General features: G+C 62.8%; 14 protein-coding genes and 1 pseudogene. 1 reads left to right on the top strand and 14 read right to left on the bottom strand.

Annotated features, from left to right (window positions below; translation table 11 throughout):
* Positions 1–159 precede the first annotated feature (159 nt).
* The 7 genes and pseudogenes from ACVT6V_RS19370 to ACVT6V_RS19340 form a co-directional block, all read right to left on the bottom strand.
* A complete protein-coding gene (locus tag ACVT6V_RS19370) occupies positions 160–1,455 on the bottom strand; it encodes an alpha/beta hydrolase (RefSeq protein WP_489895595.1) in 1,296 nt (431 codons plus the stop codon).
* Between the two features lie 4 nt (positions 1,456–1,459).
* Positions 1,460–2,089, bottom strand: coding sequence for a TetR/AcrR family transcriptional regulator (locus ACVT6V_RS19365; protein ID WP_489895593.1), 630 nt, complete (start codon positions 2,087–2,089; stop codon positions 1,460–1,462).
* A gap of 41 nt (positions 2,090–2,130) precedes the next feature.
* Entirely contained in the window at positions 2,131–4,218 is a 2,088-nt protein-coding gene (locus ACVT6V_RS19360; RefSeq protein WP_489895591.1) for a CocE/NonD family hydrolase, read from the bottom strand.
* A gap of 318 nt (positions 4,219–4,536) precedes the next feature.
* Positions 4,537–5,022, bottom strand: coding sequence for a hypothetical protein (locus ACVT6V_RS19355; RefSeq protein ID WP_489900894.1), 486 nt, complete (start codon positions 5,020–5,022; stop codon positions 4,537–4,539).
* Positions 5,023–5,503: 481 nt separating this feature from the next.
* Positions 5,504–7,570 carry a sulfatase-like hydrolase/transferase gene (locus tag ACVT6V_RS19350; protein WP_489895589.1) on the bottom strand — a complete coding sequence of 689 codons (2,067 nt, stop codon included), beginning with the start codon at positions 7,568–7,570 and terminating at the stop codon, positions 5,504–5,506.
* Positions 7,571–7,632: 62 nt separating this feature from the next.
* Positions 7,633–7,677: pseudogene (locus tag ACVT6V_RS19345) on the bottom strand (hypothetical protein); the annotation flags it as partial.
* 204 nt (positions 7,678–7,881) lie between these two features.
* Positions 7,882–9,195, bottom strand: a complete 1,314-nt coding sequence (locus tag ACVT6V_RS19340) for an MFS transporter (RefSeq protein WP_489895588.1) — start codon at positions 9,193–9,195, stop codon at positions 7,882–7,884.
* Between the two features lie 152 nt (positions 9,196–9,347).
* Between ACVT6V_RS19340 and ACVT6V_RS19335 the strand changes: the two genes are divergently transcribed.
* Positions 9,348–10,244 carry a LysR family transcriptional regulator gene (locus ACVT6V_RS19335; RefSeq protein WP_489895586.1) on the top strand — a complete coding sequence of 299 codons (897 nt, stop codon included), beginning with the start codon at positions 9,348–9,350 and terminating at the stop codon, positions 10,242–10,244.
* 63 nt (positions 10,245–10,307) lie between these two features.
* Here the strand turns inward: ACVT6V_RS19335 and ACVT6V_RS19330 are convergent, their stop codons facing one another.
* From ACVT6V_RS19330 to ACVT6V_RS19300, 7 genes are all read right to left on the bottom strand, one after another.
* On the bottom strand, positions 10,308–11,585 hold the full coding sequence (locus ACVT6V_RS19330) for an MFS transporter (protein WP_489895584.1): 1,278 nt from the start codon (positions 11,583–11,585) through the stop codon (positions 10,308–10,310).
* 165 nt (positions 11,586–11,750) lie between these two features.
* Positions 11,751–11,936, bottom strand: a complete 186-nt coding sequence (locus ACVT6V_RS19325; RefSeq protein WP_489895583.1) for a WhiB family transcriptional regulator — start codon at positions 11,934–11,936, stop codon at positions 11,751–11,753.
* A gap of 550 nt (positions 11,937–12,486) precedes the next feature.
* Positions 12,487–13,557: a 4-hydroxy-2-oxovalerate aldolase gene (gene dmpG / locus ACVT6V_RS19320; RefSeq protein ID WP_489895581.1), complete on the bottom strand. Its 1,071-nt coding sequence runs from the start codon at positions 13,555–13,557 to the stop codon at positions 12,487–12,489.
* The gene (locus tag ACVT6V_RS19315) at positions 13,554–14,501 is read right to left on the bottom strand and encodes an acetaldehyde dehydrogenase (acetylating) (protein ID WP_489895579.1); all 948 of its coding nucleotides are present in this window, start codon (positions 14,499–14,501) and stop codon (positions 13,554–13,556) included. The genes dmpG and ACVT6V_RS19315 overlap by 4 nt, the downstream gene beginning before the upstream one ends.
* Before the next feature lie 16 nt (positions 14,502–14,517).
* On the bottom strand, positions 14,518–15,321 hold the full coding sequence (locus tag ACVT6V_RS19310; RefSeq protein ID WP_489895577.1) for a 2-keto-4-pentenoate hydratase: 804 nt from the start codon (positions 15,319–15,321) through the stop codon (positions 14,518–14,520).
* Positions 15,322–15,343: 22 nt separating this feature from the next.
* Positions 15,344–16,210 (bottom strand): alpha/beta fold hydrolase, encoded by an 867-nt coding sequence (locus ACVT6V_RS19305; protein ID WP_489895575.1) that lies wholly within the window; start codon positions 16,208–16,210, stop codon positions 15,344–15,346.
* Between the two features lie 56 nt (positions 16,211–16,266).
* Positions 16,267–17,211, bottom strand: a complete 945-nt coding sequence (locus ACVT6V_RS19300) for a 3-carboxyethylcatechol 2,3-dioxygenase (RefSeq protein WP_489895573.1) — start codon at positions 17,209–17,211, stop codon at positions 16,267–16,269.
* Positions 17,212–17,244: the final 33 nt, after the last annotated feature.

Raw genomic sequence — 17,244 nt, 5'->3', positions numbered from 1 at the left:
TACTGAGCTCTGCGGCGTCCATTCCCCGCGATCCCGAAGGGCGACAGGTACAACGTTGGAGACTGTGACTGGAAGAATTGCTCGAATATGGGCGAACTCATCCGACACCCTTTGTGCTCGAGACCCTGGCGTGACGGATCTGATCATTCGAACCGGACGTCAGCGACACGCAAGTCGTGCGATGTCAATCGACGCCGGTGTCGGTATGTGTATGCGACAGTCGCGTGGACCGGTAATGGTGACCGGCGATCCGGCCGCCGAGATACTCAATCGATTCTCGTGTCGCGCGAAACGAACGATGCGGTTCGGGTGTTTGTCGAATCGGTACGTGTGACCCCACAGTTCTCCCCGCGTGGCGACGGTGTCGTTCACCCAGACGCTCGGATTCTCTGGAACGGGTGCAAAGAGGTCCCACGCGATGGCATTGCGCAGTTCCCGCCGGAAATTGGCGAAATCGTGGATACCTGAGTGTAATTGGGCCGTCACTGGTACGCCGGCCGCGCGCAACTCCTTGGTGTACGACTCGAATCCGGGCCGGATCAATCCGACCTCACCCGGGTAGTCGCTCAGGATGTTGTTGTCGTTGGGCTCGCCGTCGCTGGTCGGGGTACCGTCACCGCTTGCGACGAATACGCGTGTGTTCGTCAAATTGGCCGCGAGCCGGACGGGATTGTGCCCATGCGCATAGAACCCACCGAAAGGGCCGTAGACCTGGGTCAGGTCGAACGGCTTGCGCGCATTGACCTGAGAGACGAGGCCGGCAGCATTCGACATACCCGGGAAGAGTTCGAGGTCGGTGACCCCGGAGATGGTCGCGATCGAACCGAAGAAGCCCGGGAGACGTCCGCCGAGGTAGGCGGCCCCGAGGCCGCCCATCGAAACCCCTGCGAGCGCATGCCACCGCCGCTCCTCGCGGATGGGAAAGCGTTTCAGGATCTCCGCAATGACCACGTCGAGGTAGTAGCTCTCCCAGGAGGGTTGACCCCTTCGGCCATCATTCCACCAATCGGTGTAGAACCCGGTCGCTCCCTCTGGCATCACGATGATGCCGGGAAAGCCGGCCGCGGTGGTCTCGATTCGACCAAGCTCGGGGTCCGACCATGTTCGATAGTTACTGCTGGCACCGGCGAGCAGGATCAGAAGCGGATACTTCTTTGCGGGCGTGTATCCGCTGGGCAACAAGACCTTGGCTCGTGGAGGTCCCGGGTAAGGGGCTGCGTGTTCCGCATTCAGCACTGATCCCAGCCATGCGTCCGCTATCTGGCCTGGCTGTCCCGGAATCGTGATGTCAATGAGGCGGTCGGACGGCGCGGCCAACGCATTCGCTCCCCCGTTGGCCACCACCAGGAGGCTCGCCAACAGAAACAACGACACCGTCCCGATGCGTCGACGTCCCGCGCGTAAAGGTGATGAGGGCGTCCACCGTGCTACTGCGCCGATGCGTCTGTGTGTCATGGGCTCAAGCCTTTTCGAATCCGTGGGCCATCATGGTGCCGAACAGGTCAGCGGTTTGCTCGACGTCGAGGTCATTCGATTCGTCCAGAACAACCCGGACGGCGGCATCGCAGGACGCCATGAACAGCTCGATCAACGCCGGCAGCTTGCGATCGATGTGCTCGGTGTGCCACCAACGCGTCATTGCGGGTGCGATCCACGCCGTCGCGGCGTCAAATACGGTCTTGCGTCCGGCCGCCACTCGCCTCCCGGCCGCGGACTCCGGGTGGGCATCGAAGATGAGACGCCAAGCCGCCGGACGCTTGTCGACAGCGGTCAGCAGCGCCCGGTAGCCGTTGATGAACGCATCCACGGGATTGTCGCCGCGTGCACCATGCAGGGCCGCAAGGGTTTCGTCCACCAGCACACCCTTCTCGCGGTCCAGTAAGGCGTCGAGCAACTCCTCGCGGCCAGGGAAGCAGGCGTACACCACGGGTCGTGTGGCACCCATCTTTGCTGCCACCTCCGCGATGCTGACTGCAGGAAGGCCTTGTTCCAAGGCGATCTCGAGCGCAGCGTCGAGGACGAGTGGACGCCGACGTTCTGGGCCAAGGTGTGCAGCGCGTTGTCGGGGCGCGGTGGTTCGACTTGTCATGGAGAGCAGTTCACCAATCCTTCCTGCGGTGATTTGGGGCTTTAGGCGATCGGACGGTTGGTGGGGAGATTGACGAAGCTCGGTGAACGGGGATCGATCACGATGGTCTGCGGGCGCAGTTGCGACTCGAGGAGAAGTGCGGGGATCATCATTCCCTTCGGAAAATTGGAGGCGAACACGTCCACTCGTAGACGATGACCCGGATATAGGACGAGATCGGTTGGATTGAAGGCAATGTCGAGGATCGTCGGACGACCGGGTACAACCGGTTGCCGATCCGCGAGTGTCGTATACGGCACCGGTTTGGTGAAGTCACCACTTGCCGATCGCGTCGATCGTGCATCATCTATCGCACGCAAGGATGCGGTCAGCTGACCCGATGTCACGACGGTGGAGTGCCCGTTGGGTGCGACATCATTCAGAGTGGCGGTGAAGTAGCCGTCGGTGGTCTCCAGACGGGTATTCAGGTGCAGGCTCGCCGGTCCCGAGATCAGCGTCGGTGCGGTCACGGGGTTCGACGTGAACGTTGCCGCGGCCACTTCGGAGATGCGGGCATCCTTGGCGCACCCGTCCACGAAACCGGCCGCGCCAGCGGTGCCCTGAGCCGCATCGCGGGAACACAGGGTGGACAATCCCGGTGACACGACCACACGCGCACGATGGCCGGGTCTCGTCCGCGAGAGCGATCCGTCGTAAGCGACAATGCCGGTGGTCTTGCTCGGTAGGCCGCTCAGATAGTGTCGCGTGTAGGTCATTCCCGACCGCGGATAGCTCGACGAACTCGTCCAAGCGCCGCCCTGCTGGTAAAGCGTGACCGGGGTGTATCGGTCGATTCCGTTGTCAATGCCCTTGAGCCACTTGTCGAACCAAGCGCGCTGAAGGACATCCAGACGCGGCGGGGCGCCAGGGGAACCGAGGCCCGAGCCTATGGTCGAGTGGTACCAGTCGCCCATCAGGAGTTTCTTCTGTGTCGGTGGCAACCCCATGGCCGCTATGATGTCGGGTTCGGAATTGGTGAACAGGTCATGCCACCCCCCGACCAGGAACGTGGGTACGCTTATCCGCTCCGGATGTCCGAGAATCCCCTGTCGAAACGGACGGTTGGGGTCGATGATGTGTTCGACGTCGGGTGGGATGTTCTTGACGCTTGCGGTGAAGAATGCGCGCAGCAAGGTATCGAAGAAGGTGATCGGGCTCGACACGCGATCGGCGAGCCATCTCCAATCGAATCGTCCGGTCACCATCGACTGAAGATCGGGCAACCACTTGAGGGTGTTGACCGCGCCCACCCACATCGGAATGAAGCCGACAGCAATTCCGCCGCCGGGCGCGATGACATCCTGGAGTATGTCGCTACCGGGCGCCGCTGCGAATACCGCCTTGATCGCCGAGTTCGGTTGCTCGGCACCTTGAAGCGCATTGATTGCGCCATAGGAGAGGCCCGTTGCTCCTACCGTCGCCGTGGACCACGGCTGATGTGCCGCCCACTGGCTGACCTCGGCGACATCGCGTTGCTCTCGCTCACCCGCGCCGTTCCACACTCCTTGTGAGAATCCCGTCCCGCGGACGTCGATCACGACCTGCACATAACCGGATCTGACCAATTGACGATCCACTGCGACGGTGCGGGCCACGCCGCCGGTGAGTACGCGAATCTGCTCGCCGATCCCAGAGAGAGGGGTGCCACCAAGATTGAACAGGTCGAACCGATTGACCACCTGGGTGATCGGATCGTACAGACCAGGGATCGACGTGGCCGATTCCATCACCATATAGAGCAGCTTGGTGTACGGCGTCATAGTGATGATCGTCGGCAGTTGCCGGGTGACCACGCGTCCGGACGTGTCCATCGGTCGATACACGTTGGCCTTCAGGACGGTTCCATCACTCATCCGGATCGGCACATCCCAGTCGACGTGAACCCCGGGATATTGTTGGGGCCGGTCCGCGGTCGCGGTCCACTGTGCCGCGAGGTCGGTATCAGCGGCCGATGGCGCGGCCTGCGACGGGGCCGGCGCCGTCGTCAAATGAATCATGATGAAGTTGATCGTCACGAGGCTCATCGCCAAGAGGCCCGCGGCCCGGGGCCGCTGCCCTTTCCCGGTGTCAGGCCCACGCGTGGTGGTCACTGTCTGACAGTAGCTCGATTCCTTCAGTAGCGTAGGAATTTCCTACAAGTGCGAAGGAATTGGCTTCAGCCACTCGCCCGAGGGATTCGTGACCGAATGCCTGCGAGCTCGCCGCTACTGCGCCGGGTCATCCGCGGCGTCATCGGCGGCCGCGATCTGCGTGACCTGATCGACGAGCCTTTTGCCTGTTAGACAACGGGATTCCGAGGATCAGTCGCCGAGACTCTCGGATCGAGCCGTTGAGTCGCGGAGTTATTGACGTGGCGCATCCTGCAGATTTGCTGACAGGACGTGGTTGCCAAGACCGCGGGCGACCACTCAGGGCATCTCCACCGTCTGGGCGCGGCGGATCTCTTCGATGGCGCGCATCAGATACGGACGATGATCGAGTGCTGCACCGGCCGCCAGATCGGCGATCACAAGGAGCGCGGCGCTGTTGAGCCGTGCCGGCGGGATGTCGGTTGCCGGGCCGTCATCGTCAGAACGTTGGCCCACAGCGAGACTGCCAGTGAGTACCACCACCACGGCCGACGGATCGACGGGCGCATTCCAGGCACCGGCATCGCGGGCCGTGCGGGTCAGTACCTCGGAAAGGTCATCACCGCTCACACCGTCCTGATACTGGGTCTCGACGAGCTCCCGGATCATGTGAGCGTGTATGTCTCGTGCTTCCGGGTGGAGTTCGAGCGACTTGACTGCTTCTGCGAAACCGTCGAGGTCATGTGCGCGCGCCGCACCGATGCCGAGCTCGGTGGCCTGTGCGATGACTCGAGCCTTCGACGGCCATTCGGTCGGCAACTGCATGTCGGCCACGTCATGTCTCCTGTCTGTGAGCCAGTCCTCCGAATCGCTGGTCGTACCACCCTATATCCTGGCGGACCTCGACTACCTCGTGGTGACTCACCGTGGCCCTCACCTCGATCGCGTTGTGCTCGATGAACTGACTTCGGGCACTAGACGACGGCCAACGTCGGCAGCTACGTGAGGCGTGCGTCGAACGACTGGGCTTGGGGCCCTTTGAGATCCGGGCTGTAGCGTTCGGCGCGTGTGGTTCGGTTGTCGGCTGATCGAGAGTCCGGGCGTTCCGCGGAGATGTGACGACGTGGATCGGAGCGCTGCAGGCAGGTGTCCCGCCCCACTGGTCGGCCGAGTTCTGACGATCGATGAGCTCGGAACCAGGGCCTTCTCTTTTGTGGGCATGCTCATCACCGGCATAGCGTTCGACAGACCACCGGCTTTATCTTCATCCCGGCGGTACGGCCATGAGACTGCCCTGCGATAGGCATCACTCGTACATCGAAATCGAGGCACGCTCGATTTCTACGATCTGCTCGGGGTTGTAGTCGGCTTTGGGGCCCGGAACATAGCGCACGTAATGGATTCGGGAAGTGTACGGGAAGCTGCGAAACCGTGTGTATGTGTTCCAGTCGACGGGTCCTCCTCGGTCTACTCCGACGCTGATCCCAGCGAATGGTGCCATTCCACACAGCTGAAACACCCTGTCCACCTTCGCTGTGCGGGTGCCGAGTCTGAGTATCACCTGCCACGTCAGGTCGGGCTGGGCTTGAAATGAGGCCGACAACGTGTGGACGCCGCCGCCGTCAAGTGGGATCTGACGATAGGTCATCCGACCGTATTCGTTGTAGGAGAAGGTAACCTGACCGTACTCGACGGCAAGGCTGTATCCGCCGCCTTGGTCACCGTGTGCGACGAGCGTGCCGCGCGATGTGGTGTCGGCTTCGAACTCCACGATGATGTCGAACGAACGGAGCTTGATGAGCTTGGCTGAGCGGAATCGTTCCAGGGTTGGTGTATTGGGGTAGAGCGTGACCGGCTCCTCAAGCCGCAGTTCGGTATGTGGCCGTTGCCTCGACATGGATCCGTCATCGTTGAGTGGGAAAACGGTGTTGCGCCAGGCTGCTTCGCGCCACCGTTCGGAGAGTTCTGAAACAATCTCGCGATGGCGGTCGGCAAGGTCCATGGTCTCGGTCGGATCATCCTGTACGTTGTACAGCTCCCATCTGTCCTCTGACCAACCCGGACCGTAACCCTTAGCGGTCAAGGCTTTCCATTTGTCATCGAGCAGAGCCCGCCGGCCCATGTATTCGGTGTACTGAACCGGATGGCCGGTCGTCGTTTCGCTGTCTCGCAGGGTTTCATCGAACGGCACACCGTCGATCTCGGGGGCTGCATGACCATGCCGCTCGGACAACGGCTTCACCCCCGCCAACTGCATCAAAGTCGGTCCTAGATCTGACACGTAGGCGTATTGGTCACGGACTCCGCTATCGCTGGGATCGCGCGGTAGGCCTTTGGGCCACGAGAGCACCATCGGCACCCGTATACCTCCGGCATAGGTGTGCCCCTTGTACAGCCGGAACGGCGTGTTCGAGGCGTACGCCCAACCCCGCGGGTAGTGCACGCAGGTTTGTGGTCCACCGATCAACTGTGGGTCACGCGGCACGTCGACGCGCCAGTCGGCTGGTACACCGGCGTTTTGGCCGAAACGACTGAAGTAGCTGCGAGTGCCTTCCTCGCCACCTTCTCCGGTCGCACCGTTATCGGATGTGAAGACGATGATCGTGTTGTCGTACTCCCCCATCTCCTTGAGGTGGCTGATCAACCGTCCGAGGTTCTGGTCGACATTGTCGACCGTGCCCGCGTAGACCTCCATGTACCTCGCGTATAGATCTTGTTGTTCGTCAGTGAGGTCGTCCCATGCTGGAATATCCATTCCGGGTTCGGAGTTCCGTGGCGCGCAGGTGGTGTCGGGTGGGAACAGCCCTTCGTCGATCTGGCGGTTAAACCGCTGCTCGCGGATGGCATCCCAACCCGCGGCGTAGGTCCCCCGATACTTGTCGATGTCGCTTGATTTCGCTTGCAGCGGTCCGTGCACGGCCTGGTGTGCGAAGTAAAGGAAGAACGGTTTGGACGGGTCGTTGGCGCGGAGTGCGTCGATCATCTGTAGGGCGTTGTCTGTCAGATCATCGGTCAGGTAGTAGTCGTCGGGGAACTCGTCGATCTGTACCGCGTGGTTGTCTCTGATAAGGCGGTGCGGGTGGTGGAGTTGGGTGAATCCGTCCATACAGCCGTAGTAGCGGTCGAAGCCGCGCTGGATCGGCCACGACGACTTGTCGGCTGCGTCATGGAGTTTCGACTCTTTGGTGAGGTGCCATTTTCCGACCATGAAGGTGGCGTAGCCATGCGCCCGCAGAGACTCGGCGAGCGTCGGGACGCTCTCGCCGAGTTCCAGTGTGGCACCAGGGTAGCGGGGTCGGAGTGTGCGACAGACCAGAAGCCGGCTCGATGAGGGTTGAGTCCGGTCAGCAGGGCTGCGCGTGCCGGCGAGCATACCGGTGTCGTCTGATAGTTGGTGAGTCGATAGCCGCTCGCGGCGATCTCGGAGACCGACGGCGTGTCGATCTCACTGCCGAACGGGGCGATATCGCTGAAGCCCATGTCATCGAGAAGGACGATGATGATGTTAGGGGTACCGGACGGAGTGCGGACGTCGGCCGGCCAGGCCGGCTGCGATTGGGAGGCGAGTTCATTGACGATCCCGGTGAAGGATTCGTAGCCGCGGCTGCCAACTGGGGGGACGGAGTCAGGCGCGCTATGGCTGCTGGTCATGTGAGATACCTGATTTCTTTCCTGTTTCTACCGTCACCGGTAGCCGGCAGTTGATTCCAAGTCTCGGTTTCGGCCTTCGCCGGCAATGAAGACCGCGGCGATGGTGAGGACGAAACTCGCAATCCACACGCCGGCCACCACAGTGATGTTGCCTCCGGTTGCGAGCATGATTGCCGCGGCGATCGCAGGTGTACACCCCGCGCCGACCGTGGAAGCGGTCTGGAATGCCATCGAGGCCCCGGTGTAACGGACACGGGTTGGGAACAGCTCGGCGGTGAACGCGGCAAACGGTCCGAAGATCAGGCCTTGCACCAGCTGCCCGAGGCCGACGGCCGCAGCGTACGACCCCACCGTTCCGGCATTCAGGAGCAAGAGTATCGGCAGTGCCAGTACGGCTCCCGCAACGGCGCCGGCGATCATCACTGGTTTGCGGCCGAAACGATCACTGAGCTTGGCGCCGATGTACACGGTGACCAATGCACCCACTGCGGCAAGCGCCTTGGCATTGAGCACGCCTGTCTTGTCTGCACCTGCGTCGACGACGAGGGTGACCCCCCACACCGTGACCATTCCGGCGGTTGACCAGATGCTGATACCGGCAAGGATGCCGAGCAACAGGTTTCGGGGGTAGTTGGTGACCACGTCCCACAACGGTTGCTTTCGTAGCTTGTGCTCCTGCTCGATCTCACGGAACAACGGGGACTCAGCAACCGAAAGCCGCACCACGAGCCCGATCCCGACAAGGACGATGCTCAGTAGGAACGGGATTCGCCAACCCCACGACATGAACTGCGCATCAGGCAACAATGTCATCGCACTTACCACGAGGGTAGCCAGCATAGTTCCGACCGGAGCGCCCATATTTGCGAAGCTGGCCGCGAACCCTCGCTTACTCTTCGGTGCATGCTCAAGCGCGATCAGCATGGCCCCACCCCACTCACCGCCGACGGCGATGCCCTGGACAAGCCGTAGCACCACCATAAGGATCGGCGCGACGACTCCAATCGTCGCGCTTCCGGGGAGCAGGCCGATACAGGTGGTCGCAATTCCCATGGTCAGCATCGAGATGACGAGCATCTTCTTGCGCCCGACCCGATCGCCGAAATGGCCGAAGATCGCACCACCGAGTGGGCGCGCGAGATACCCGACCGCCAGAGTCCCGAAGGACGCGAACGTCGCAACCGCCGGCGACAGATCGCTGAAGAAGACGTGACCAAACACGATCGCGGCTGCGGTTGCGTAGAGCAGGAAATCGTAATACTCGACCACGCTGCCGATGAAGCTCGACGCGAGGATCTTCCGCATGTGAGCGGTGTTGAGACTCTCGTCGTTTGGGGTGTCGGTCAAATCGTTTCCAGGGGCGGGCGCTTGTGAAGTCCGGAGCATGAGTTCAATCCCTGTCCTATGGTGTCCATCTCGTTGCCAAACTGACTATGGCGCAGATCGCTCTTTTCGAAAACATGCAATAAGTCGGCTCACTCTTAAGGAATATTGAAAAGATGGTTACGTTGCGTCAACTGGAGTACTTGGTGGCACTCGCGGACACGGGTTCGTTGAGCGCGGCGGCTCGCACATGCCACGTGTCGCCCGGTGGGATTTCGATCGCACTTGACCAGCTCGAACGGAGTCTCCAGGTGCAAGTGGCTCTTCGGTCGAAAGCGCGCGGCACCAAGTTGACACCGGCGGGTGCGTGGGTTGTTGAACGAGCCCGCCGTATTCTCGCTGATGCCGAGGCGCTGAGCTTCGCGCAGCAGCAAATGCGTGGTGAACTGATCGGTACGTTGAAAGTTGGTTGCTATGACCCACTGTCACCATGGCTGATCCCCGAGCTCGTCGAAGGTTTCGGGTCGAAGCACTCGGCACTGGACATCGAGCTCACCGAATCCGGCCCGGCAGTCCTTCAGGAACGCATACTCGATGGCGCGCTGGATGTCTGCTTCCTTCACGCTGCCCAGGCACTCCCGGCAGTGACCACCCACGAAATGCTTCCGATTCGATTGCATGTGGTGGTCCACGCGGACCATCGATTCGCGGGACTCGCATCGATCGATCTACGTATGCTCGACGGCGAACCGGCGGTACTCCTCGGATTCGACCCGACGCGTGAGATTGCGGAATCACTGCTGCGACAAGTCGGCGTGCGGCCACGAGTACGGATTGTGAGCAACAACGTCGAAACGGTCCGAGAATTGGTGGCACGGCAGGAAGGATTCTCGCTCCTGATGGGCAGGCCATTTATAGACTCCTCAGGTGAACGCCTCCCCCTCGTGTATCTACCGATCACGGACCCGCTCCCGAAGAACTCCGTTGTGGTCGCTCACGCTCCGCTGCACGTTGGTTCTCCGAAGGTCGACGCTCTGGTGGCGTGGGCAACGACCGCGTTCGCCGGCCGCTGAGGTCGACGCCGATGACGGAGCAGCTACCTCCGCGAGAGTTCTGACAGCGAAGCCTCATTCTCGTCAGATGTCCGGCTGCCCAGACGAAACAGCCATGCCAGTCGAACGTCGCGACAACAAGTCCTCCACAGACCACTTGTGGACTATTCCTACTCCCGTCACGCCGATACCGGCCCCGATCACCACAAGCAGCCACAGTGCCGCAGTCCATGCTCCCGTAGTGCCGTGCAGTAGCCCGACCCCGAACGGCCCGACGATGGCGATGAGAAACCCCACGCCTTGAACGAAACCGGAAAGGAGCGCCGTGGTTTCGGGAGATTCGGTGTGGCGGCTGATCATTGTCAACGTCCACGCAAAACTGCCTGCTCCGAACCCGATGAACATCGACCAGAGCCATGTGACCGTAGTTGCCGCACAGAGGATGCCGAGCCATCCAGCGCAGGTGGAAGTCGCCAGGAACACGATGGTAGCGCGCTGGCCCATAAGCCGGGTGATAACTGGTAGCAACGCCATGGTCGGGATACCGATCCCGGTCAACAGTGCAAGCTGGCCGGCCGCCGAGGCGCGGTCGAGGCCGATGTCGATCAACATGGTCGGGTACCAGCCCAGCTGCGCATAGGCCTGGGCGGTCACCATTCCGAAGCACACTGTGAGCAGCCAGACAGGTCTCAGCGAAGTGAGCTCGCGAGTTCGGGTGGCCACACGTCGTGTTACGAACTCTTGACGACCCTTCCGTGCCAGCGGAACCCACAGGAGAAGGGTCGCTGCGGTGATAACCGCGACACTGGCCAGCGCAAGTCGCCACCCCCAGATCTGCTGTATCCACCCGGCTTGGGCGGCGCCCAGCGTCGATCCGCCGATGATGGCAGCGGCAAGCACCGAGCTGACGGTTGAGGCGCGTCGGGGAAAGTACTCTTTGGCCGCTGCGGGTATCAGTACGTTGCCCACGGCGATGGCCGATAGAACCAGCACTGTGCTTCCTACCATGACCGCACCATTGCTGGCCATCGCCCGCACGGCGAGGCTGAAACTCATCACACCGAGGACCACGATGGCCGAGCGGTGCACACCAATTCGGATGATACGTGCACCCAACCACAGGCCGACGCCGGCGAAACACAACACGGGCATGCTGGTGAGCACACTGATCCACAGCGGCGACAATTCAAGCGATTGTTGAACGTCAGGCAGCACAACCGCCAGACTGCTGATCGGTGATCTCAACGTCAAACTCAAACCGACGACCGCGAGCAACGTCGCGGCTTGTATCACCCACCGCCGGCGAGCCGGCAATCGATCACCATTTGGTGTCGTGACCGCTGCGGGGTCACCGCCGGTCATCGGCACAATCGATCCTCGACGATGTACGCGCCGATGGCTCTAACCAGCTGACGTCGCGATGCGGGATTTGTAGTCACGGGAGGGTCCTCCTCCGTGCATCTGAGGGCGAACAGGTGAGGTCGTCGACTGCCCATCGGGGACGGCATGCTCGGTGATCACAGCGCGCTAGTTTGGCGCCAATCCGCCCCAGATGCCGCACGGTTCGCGGGCACTGAGGGCGTGCGCGCGACAGTCCGCGATCACCGGACACGTGTGGCAGATGCGCTTGGCGGCGTAGTCTGCGCGCCGACGTTGATAGCCCTTCAGGCCAGATGCGGGAAAGAACTTCTGTACGGGTAGACCGCGCGACACGCCGCGTCAAGTTGTGCCACTCCCAATTGGCGCTGACTGCGGCTGGCGGTACATCGTTCACTCCGCGCTGATACCGCTGAGTTATCGTCTCGAACTGTCGAGTACTCATCCCAGGCGGACGGGCCGTGCCGGATAACATGCGCAGTGTTCTCCATGTCTCGAAGTGCTGTTGACCGACGGCCGCAACGCGCATCAGATCTTCGGGTCGGTTGCCGTGCCGGACAGACTGATGTTGCGCACCGCTCAGTAGCCGCAGGTAGCCGTTGGACAGGCTTGAGGTGGCGGTACCGATCATCACGGCAACCTCAGTGCCGCACCGATTCCGGTCAATAGGACGCCGCGTTTCCCGGTACGCAAGATTCTTGCCGTACAGTGCCACGAGCGTGCCCAGCGTCAGATAGGCGACCCACTGTTGCCAGCCGTTCACCATGGCGACGGTGAGCGGGACGCCGATCGCGACTCCGGCCCGAGCGGAGGGAGCCAGTTAGGCTCTGCCGAGCGTGGCCGCAATCCCGCCCCCAGGTCCGCGTTGATGCTCATCTGGACAGGGTCAATCCTGCTGGCCCTGAGCGACGAGGTCGAGGGCGATGTCGGTGATGAGGTCTTCCTGGCCACCGACCAGACGCCGTTGTCCCACGGCGATCAGGATGTCGCGGGTGTCGAGGTCGTAAGTGCGGGCGGCACTCTCGGCGTGGCGGAGGAAGCTCGAGTAGACACCGGCATACCCGAGGGTCAGGGTTTCACGATCGACCTGAACCGGGCGGTCACGCTGCAGCGGACGCACGATGTCGTCGGCGGCATCCTGCAGCGGGAACAGCTCGCAACCGTGTTTCCAGCCATGCAGGTCGGCGACGGCGATGAATGGTTCGATCGGGCAGTTGCCAGCTCCCGCTCCGTGGCCGGCCAGCGAGGCGTCGACGCGGATGGCGCCCTCTTCGACGGCGATCACTGAGTTGGCCACCGACAGTGACAGGTTTTGGTGCGCGTGGATGCCGATCTGGGTATCGGCGTCGAGGGTGTCTCGGTAGGCGCGCACCCGTTCGCGTACTCCGTTCATGGTGAGTCGGCCGCCGGAGTCGACGACGTAGACACAGTTGGCGCCGTAGGACTCCATCAGTTTGGCCTGACGAGCGAGTTCGGCGGGCTCTGCGAGATGCGACATCATCAGGAAGCCGGACACGTCCATGCCGAGTTCGCGGGCGGTGGCAATGTGTTGGGCAGCCACGTCGGCTTCAGTGCAGTGGGTGGCCACCCGCACGGATCCGACTCCCATCTGGTGGGCGCGGGTGAGTTCGGCGACGGTGCCGATGCCGGGGAGCAGCAAGGTGGTCAGGGTGGCGCGGTGCACGACCTCGGCGGCGGCCTCGATCCATTCCCAGTCGGTGTTGCTGCCGGGGCCGTAGGTGAGGCTGTGTCCGGCCAGACCGTCGCCGTGGGTGACTTCGATGGCGTCGACGCCGGCGGCGTCCAGCGCCGCGGCGACGGCAGCGACCTGCTTGGGCGTGATGCGGTGGCGGGTGGCGTGCATGCCGTCGCGCAGGGTTACGTCCTGGATATAGAGGGCGGTGCCGTCGTCGGCGGTCGCACCAGTGCCGGTGTCGGTGGCGGAAGTGGCGGTCATCGTGTCAGCTCCAGAGACTGTTGTTCGGCGATCCGCTCGGCGACCTGTAGTGCCGCAGAGGTCATGATGTCGAGGTTGCCGGCATAGGCAGGCAGATAATGTGCGGCGCCTTCCACTTCGAGGAAGACGGTTACCTTCCACACCGGTTCGTCGATGGGGTGACCGCCGGTGAGCGTGGTCAGGTTGTCGGCAGGGTCGACTTCGGTGAACTGGACGTGTTGCTTGAGGCGGTAACCGGGCACGTACTCGGCGACCCGCGCCACCATGGTGTCGACCGAAGCGCGGATGGCGTCCTGGTCGGGATCGGTGACCAGGGCCAGGACGGTGTCGCGCATGATCAATGGCGGGTCGGCTGGATTGAGCACGATGATGGCCTTGCCATGTGCTGCGCCGCCAACGACTTCGATGGCTTTGGCGGTGGTCTCGGTGAACTCATCGATGTTTGCTCGTGTGCCGGGTCCCGCGGACTTCGAAGCGATGGAGGCGACGATCTCGGCGTAGTGCACGTCGGTGACGGCGGCGATCGCGGCCACGATCGGGATGGTGGCCTGTCCACCGCAGGTGACCATGTTGACGATCGGTGCGTCGAGGTGCTGCTCGAGGTTGACCGGCGGCACCACGTACGGTCCGATCGCCGCCGGGGTCAGATCGATCAGTCGTTTGTTGTAAGGCTTGAGCGCTTCAGCGTTCGCAAGATGGGCTTTCGCCGAAGTGGAATCGAAGATGATGTCAATGTGGTCGAAGTCGGGGTGCTCGATCAGTCCTGCCACGCCGCTGTCGACGGTGCTTATGCCGAGGCGGCGGGCACGAGCCAGACCGTCCGATGCAGGGTCGATACCGACCAGTACGGCGATCTCGACGTTTCGGGCGATGCGCTTGAGTTTGATGACCAGGTCGGTGCCTATGTTGCCCGAACCGATCACGGCGACTTTGGTTTTCGTCATGAGCATGTTCCTTTTGTCAGTTGCCGGAGAAGGCGGCGGTGACCGTGCCGATGCCGCTGATGGTGGCGGTGTAGCGCTCTCCGGCGGTCACCGGCACCATGGGCCCGAGCGCGCCGGAGAGGATGACGTCGCCGGCCAGCAGCGGGTCGTCGAAGCGCAGCGCGGTGTTGGCCAGCCACGCCAACGCGTTGTAGGGACTGTCCAAACAGTCCGCACCGCTCCCCTGCGACACAGTGGTGCCGGTGCTGTCGGCGACGGTCATGGTGACCGCGGCCAGATCCGGGGCGACGGCGACGCCGAGACGGTCGCCGAGCACGTAGAGACCGGAGGAGGCATTGTCGGCGATGGTGTCGGCCAAGGTGATGTCCCAGTCCGCCACGCGCGAGTCAACAATCTCGAACGCGGCAATGACCTCTGACACGTAGTTCCGTGCGGTGTCCGCGGTGACGGGGACGGTCACGGAGTCACCGAGGACGAACGCCACCTCGGCCTCGATCTTGGGCTGTAGCAGCCGGCTGATCGGGATGTGCGCATCGTCGGAAGCATCCATATCGGCGTAAAGCACCCCAAAGTCGGGCTGGTCGACACCGAGCTGGCGTTGCACCGCTGGTGAGGTCAATCCGATCTTGCGGCCGGCGACCCGCCGCCCGGCGCGGCGGGCGGCGGCGACGTTGACCTGTTGCACTGTGTAGGCGGCGTCGATCTCGTTGATGTCGATGAGGTCGCGGATCGGGGCGCACGGCACCCGGGTGGCTTCCGCCTCGCTGAGGCGATCTGCGGCGGCACGTACCCGCATGGGCGGCTTGGAGTTGACAGTCATGGCAGCGCTTTCTGGACGGCGGTCAGTGGTCGGCGAGGTGGCGGGTGAGGTAGTGGCCGAGGAGCTCATTGAACTCGTCGGCACGTTCGACCTGCGACCAGTGTCCGCACTGGCTGAAGATGTGAGCGTCGGCGTGCGGGATGACGTTCAGCAACTCCCAGGTGCGTGAGACGGGGATGACCACGTCTTGGACACCGTGGATGAGGAGCACTGGGATGTCGAGGCGCGCGAGCACGTCGAAGTCCAACGGAAGTTGGGTGCGGTCGCGGTCACGGGCGGCGACAACGTCCTTGAGCCGATCCGTCGCAGTGTCGTTGCGTGCGGATTGGTAGCGCAGCGACACCAGCTCGTCGGTGACCAATGACTTGTCGACCACGAACTGCTCGAGGGTGCGGCGCACACCTGCTTCGGACAGATCTGGGGTGGAGTGGCCTTTGAGTGCGCCGGTTAGTTTGGCGCCGCCGGTGCCCATCGACACGATGCCCAGCAGGCGCTCGGGGAAGTCAATGGCGAATTGGAACGCGAGCCAGCCGCCGAGAGAGTTGCCGACGATCCAGGTCTTCTCGATGCCGAGGGCGTCGAGTACCCGCACAGCGTGACGCACCCATTCGCGGATGCCGTACTCCGTGTGCTCGGCAACAACGGATTGGCCGTAGCCGATCGAGTCGATGGCGATGCAGCGCCCATACTGGCTGAGCTGCGGCAGATTCAACCACCAGTTGGCGGCCGCGGTCACCCCGGTACCTGAACCGTGCAGGAACAGAATCGGGGTTCCGGTGCCCAATTCGTGGTAGTGGGTCAGCTCGCCCGGGGCGGTGGGCAGCCATTTGTCGGCGAGACCGAAGAAGGCATCGGTGGTGTACTCGGGGATGTCGACGGTGCTTGTCATGATCATGCTCCTTGCTGTGCGTTCCCGCCGAATGCCGGGTGTCACTGCTGGTGGTGTCAGGGGTGGGTTGGGGTCGCGGTGGTGATGGAAAACCCGGCGATCCACTCGGGGATCTCGCGGTAGTAGCGCGAGACCATCTCGTAGGGTCCGACGGCCGAGAGAGCGGCATAGGCGGCAATCCAAGTGCGCACTTCGTGGGAGGAGTTGCCGGCGGCCGCGACGAAGTCGGCGACACTCCAGGCGTCAATCGGGGTCAGGTCGCCCCCGGCGAGGATGTCGAGCAGTTCGTTGTCCCACAACGGGTTCAGCGGCTGTAGGGTCGCGGTGCCGGCGGCGAAGTCGCGTCCGGCGGTGATGACCCGGTCCTCACGCGCAGCGCGTTGCGCGTCGGTAATATCGCGGCCGTCGATGAGGCGCTGTCGTACCTCCTCTGTCGCGGTGTCGAACTGCGGGACCGGCGGATCGTGTGACAGTCCCCCCGAACCGAGGAGCAAGACCCGTTTATCCAGGCCGCCAACGGCGCTGCCTACCGCTTCGCCGAGCAGCCGGATGCGTTGCACAGGGCCCAATGGGGTGCTGACGGAATTGATGAAGATGGGCACCGTCGGCACCGCAGCGATCGAGCCGAACAGCAACTCGAGCGGCTGAGCGAACCCGTGATCGACGTGCATCCGCTCCGAGAGAGCGGTATCGACACCACGGTTGAGGACGTGCTCGGCGATGTGGTGAGCGATGACGCGGTCAACATCGAGAGGGCCGGCCTGGGTGCCGTAATCACCTACCGACAGCGCCGCCCGCCCGACACAGAACGGCGGCAGCAGGTCGTAGAAGACGCCGTTGTAGTGATCGGGAGCGAAGATGACGACGACCTCGGGGTCGAAGTCGGCGACGAACTGCCGCGCCGCGGCGAGTTCGGCGTCGACTTCGGCGATCACCTCGCGGGCAGGGTCATTGCGGCCCATCAGCGGGGAGTGCGACAAGGCGCACAACGCGACAGACATGAAGGATTCCTTTCCGGCTACTGAATTCGATCT

It is taken from the genome of Gordonia sp. LMA167, from assembly GCF_058130025.1.
This window is presented reverse-complemented; position numbering and strand designations above follow the sequence as displayed.

Excerpts from the sequence above, each read along its gene's own strand:
- ACVT6V_RS19370 (WP_489895595.1), bottom strand. The coding sequence starts at position 1,455 with ATGACACACAGACGCATCGGCGCAGTAGCACGGTGGACGCCCTCATCA.
- ACVT6V_RS19365 (WP_489895593.1), bottom strand. The coding sequence starts at position 2,089 with ATGACAAGTCGAACCACCGCGCCCCGACAACGCGCTGCACACCTTGGC.
- ACVT6V_RS19355 (WP_489900894.1), bottom strand. The coding sequence starts at position 5,022 with ATGCAGTTGCCGACCGAATGGCCGTCGAAGGCTCGAGTCATCGCACAG.
- ACVT6V_RS19350 (WP_489895589.1), bottom strand. The coding sequence starts at position 7,570 with ATGCTCGCCGGCACGCGCAGCCCTGCTGACCGGACTCAACCCTCATCG.
- ACVT6V_RS19335 (WP_489895586.1), top strand. The coding sequence starts at position 9,348 with ATGGTTACGTTGCGTCAACTGGAGTACTTGGTGGCACTCGCGGACACG.
- ACVT6V_RS19330 (WP_489895584.1), bottom strand. The coding sequence starts at position 11,585 with ATGACCGGCGGTGACCCCGCAGCGGTCACGACACCAAATGGTGATCGA.
- dmpG (WP_489895581.1), bottom strand. The coding sequence starts at position 13,557 with ATGACCGCCACTTCCGCCACCGACACCGGCACTGGTGCGACCGCCGAC.
- ACVT6V_RS19315 (WP_489895579.1), bottom strand. The coding sequence starts at position 14,501 with ATGACGAAAACCAAAGTCGCCGTGATCGGTTCGGGCAACATAGGCACC.
- ACVT6V_RS19310 (WP_489895577.1), bottom strand. The coding sequence starts at position 15,321 with ATGACTGTCAACTCCAAGCCGCCCATGCGGGTACGTGCCGCCGCAGAT.
- ACVT6V_RS19305 (WP_489895575.1), bottom strand. The coding sequence starts at position 16,210 with ATGACAAGCACCGTCGACATCCCCGAGTACACCACCGATGCCTTCTTC.
- ACVT6V_RS19300 (WP_489895573.1), bottom strand. The coding sequence starts at position 17,211 with ATGTCTGTCGCGTTGTGCGCCTTGTCGCACTCCCCGCTGATGGGCCGC.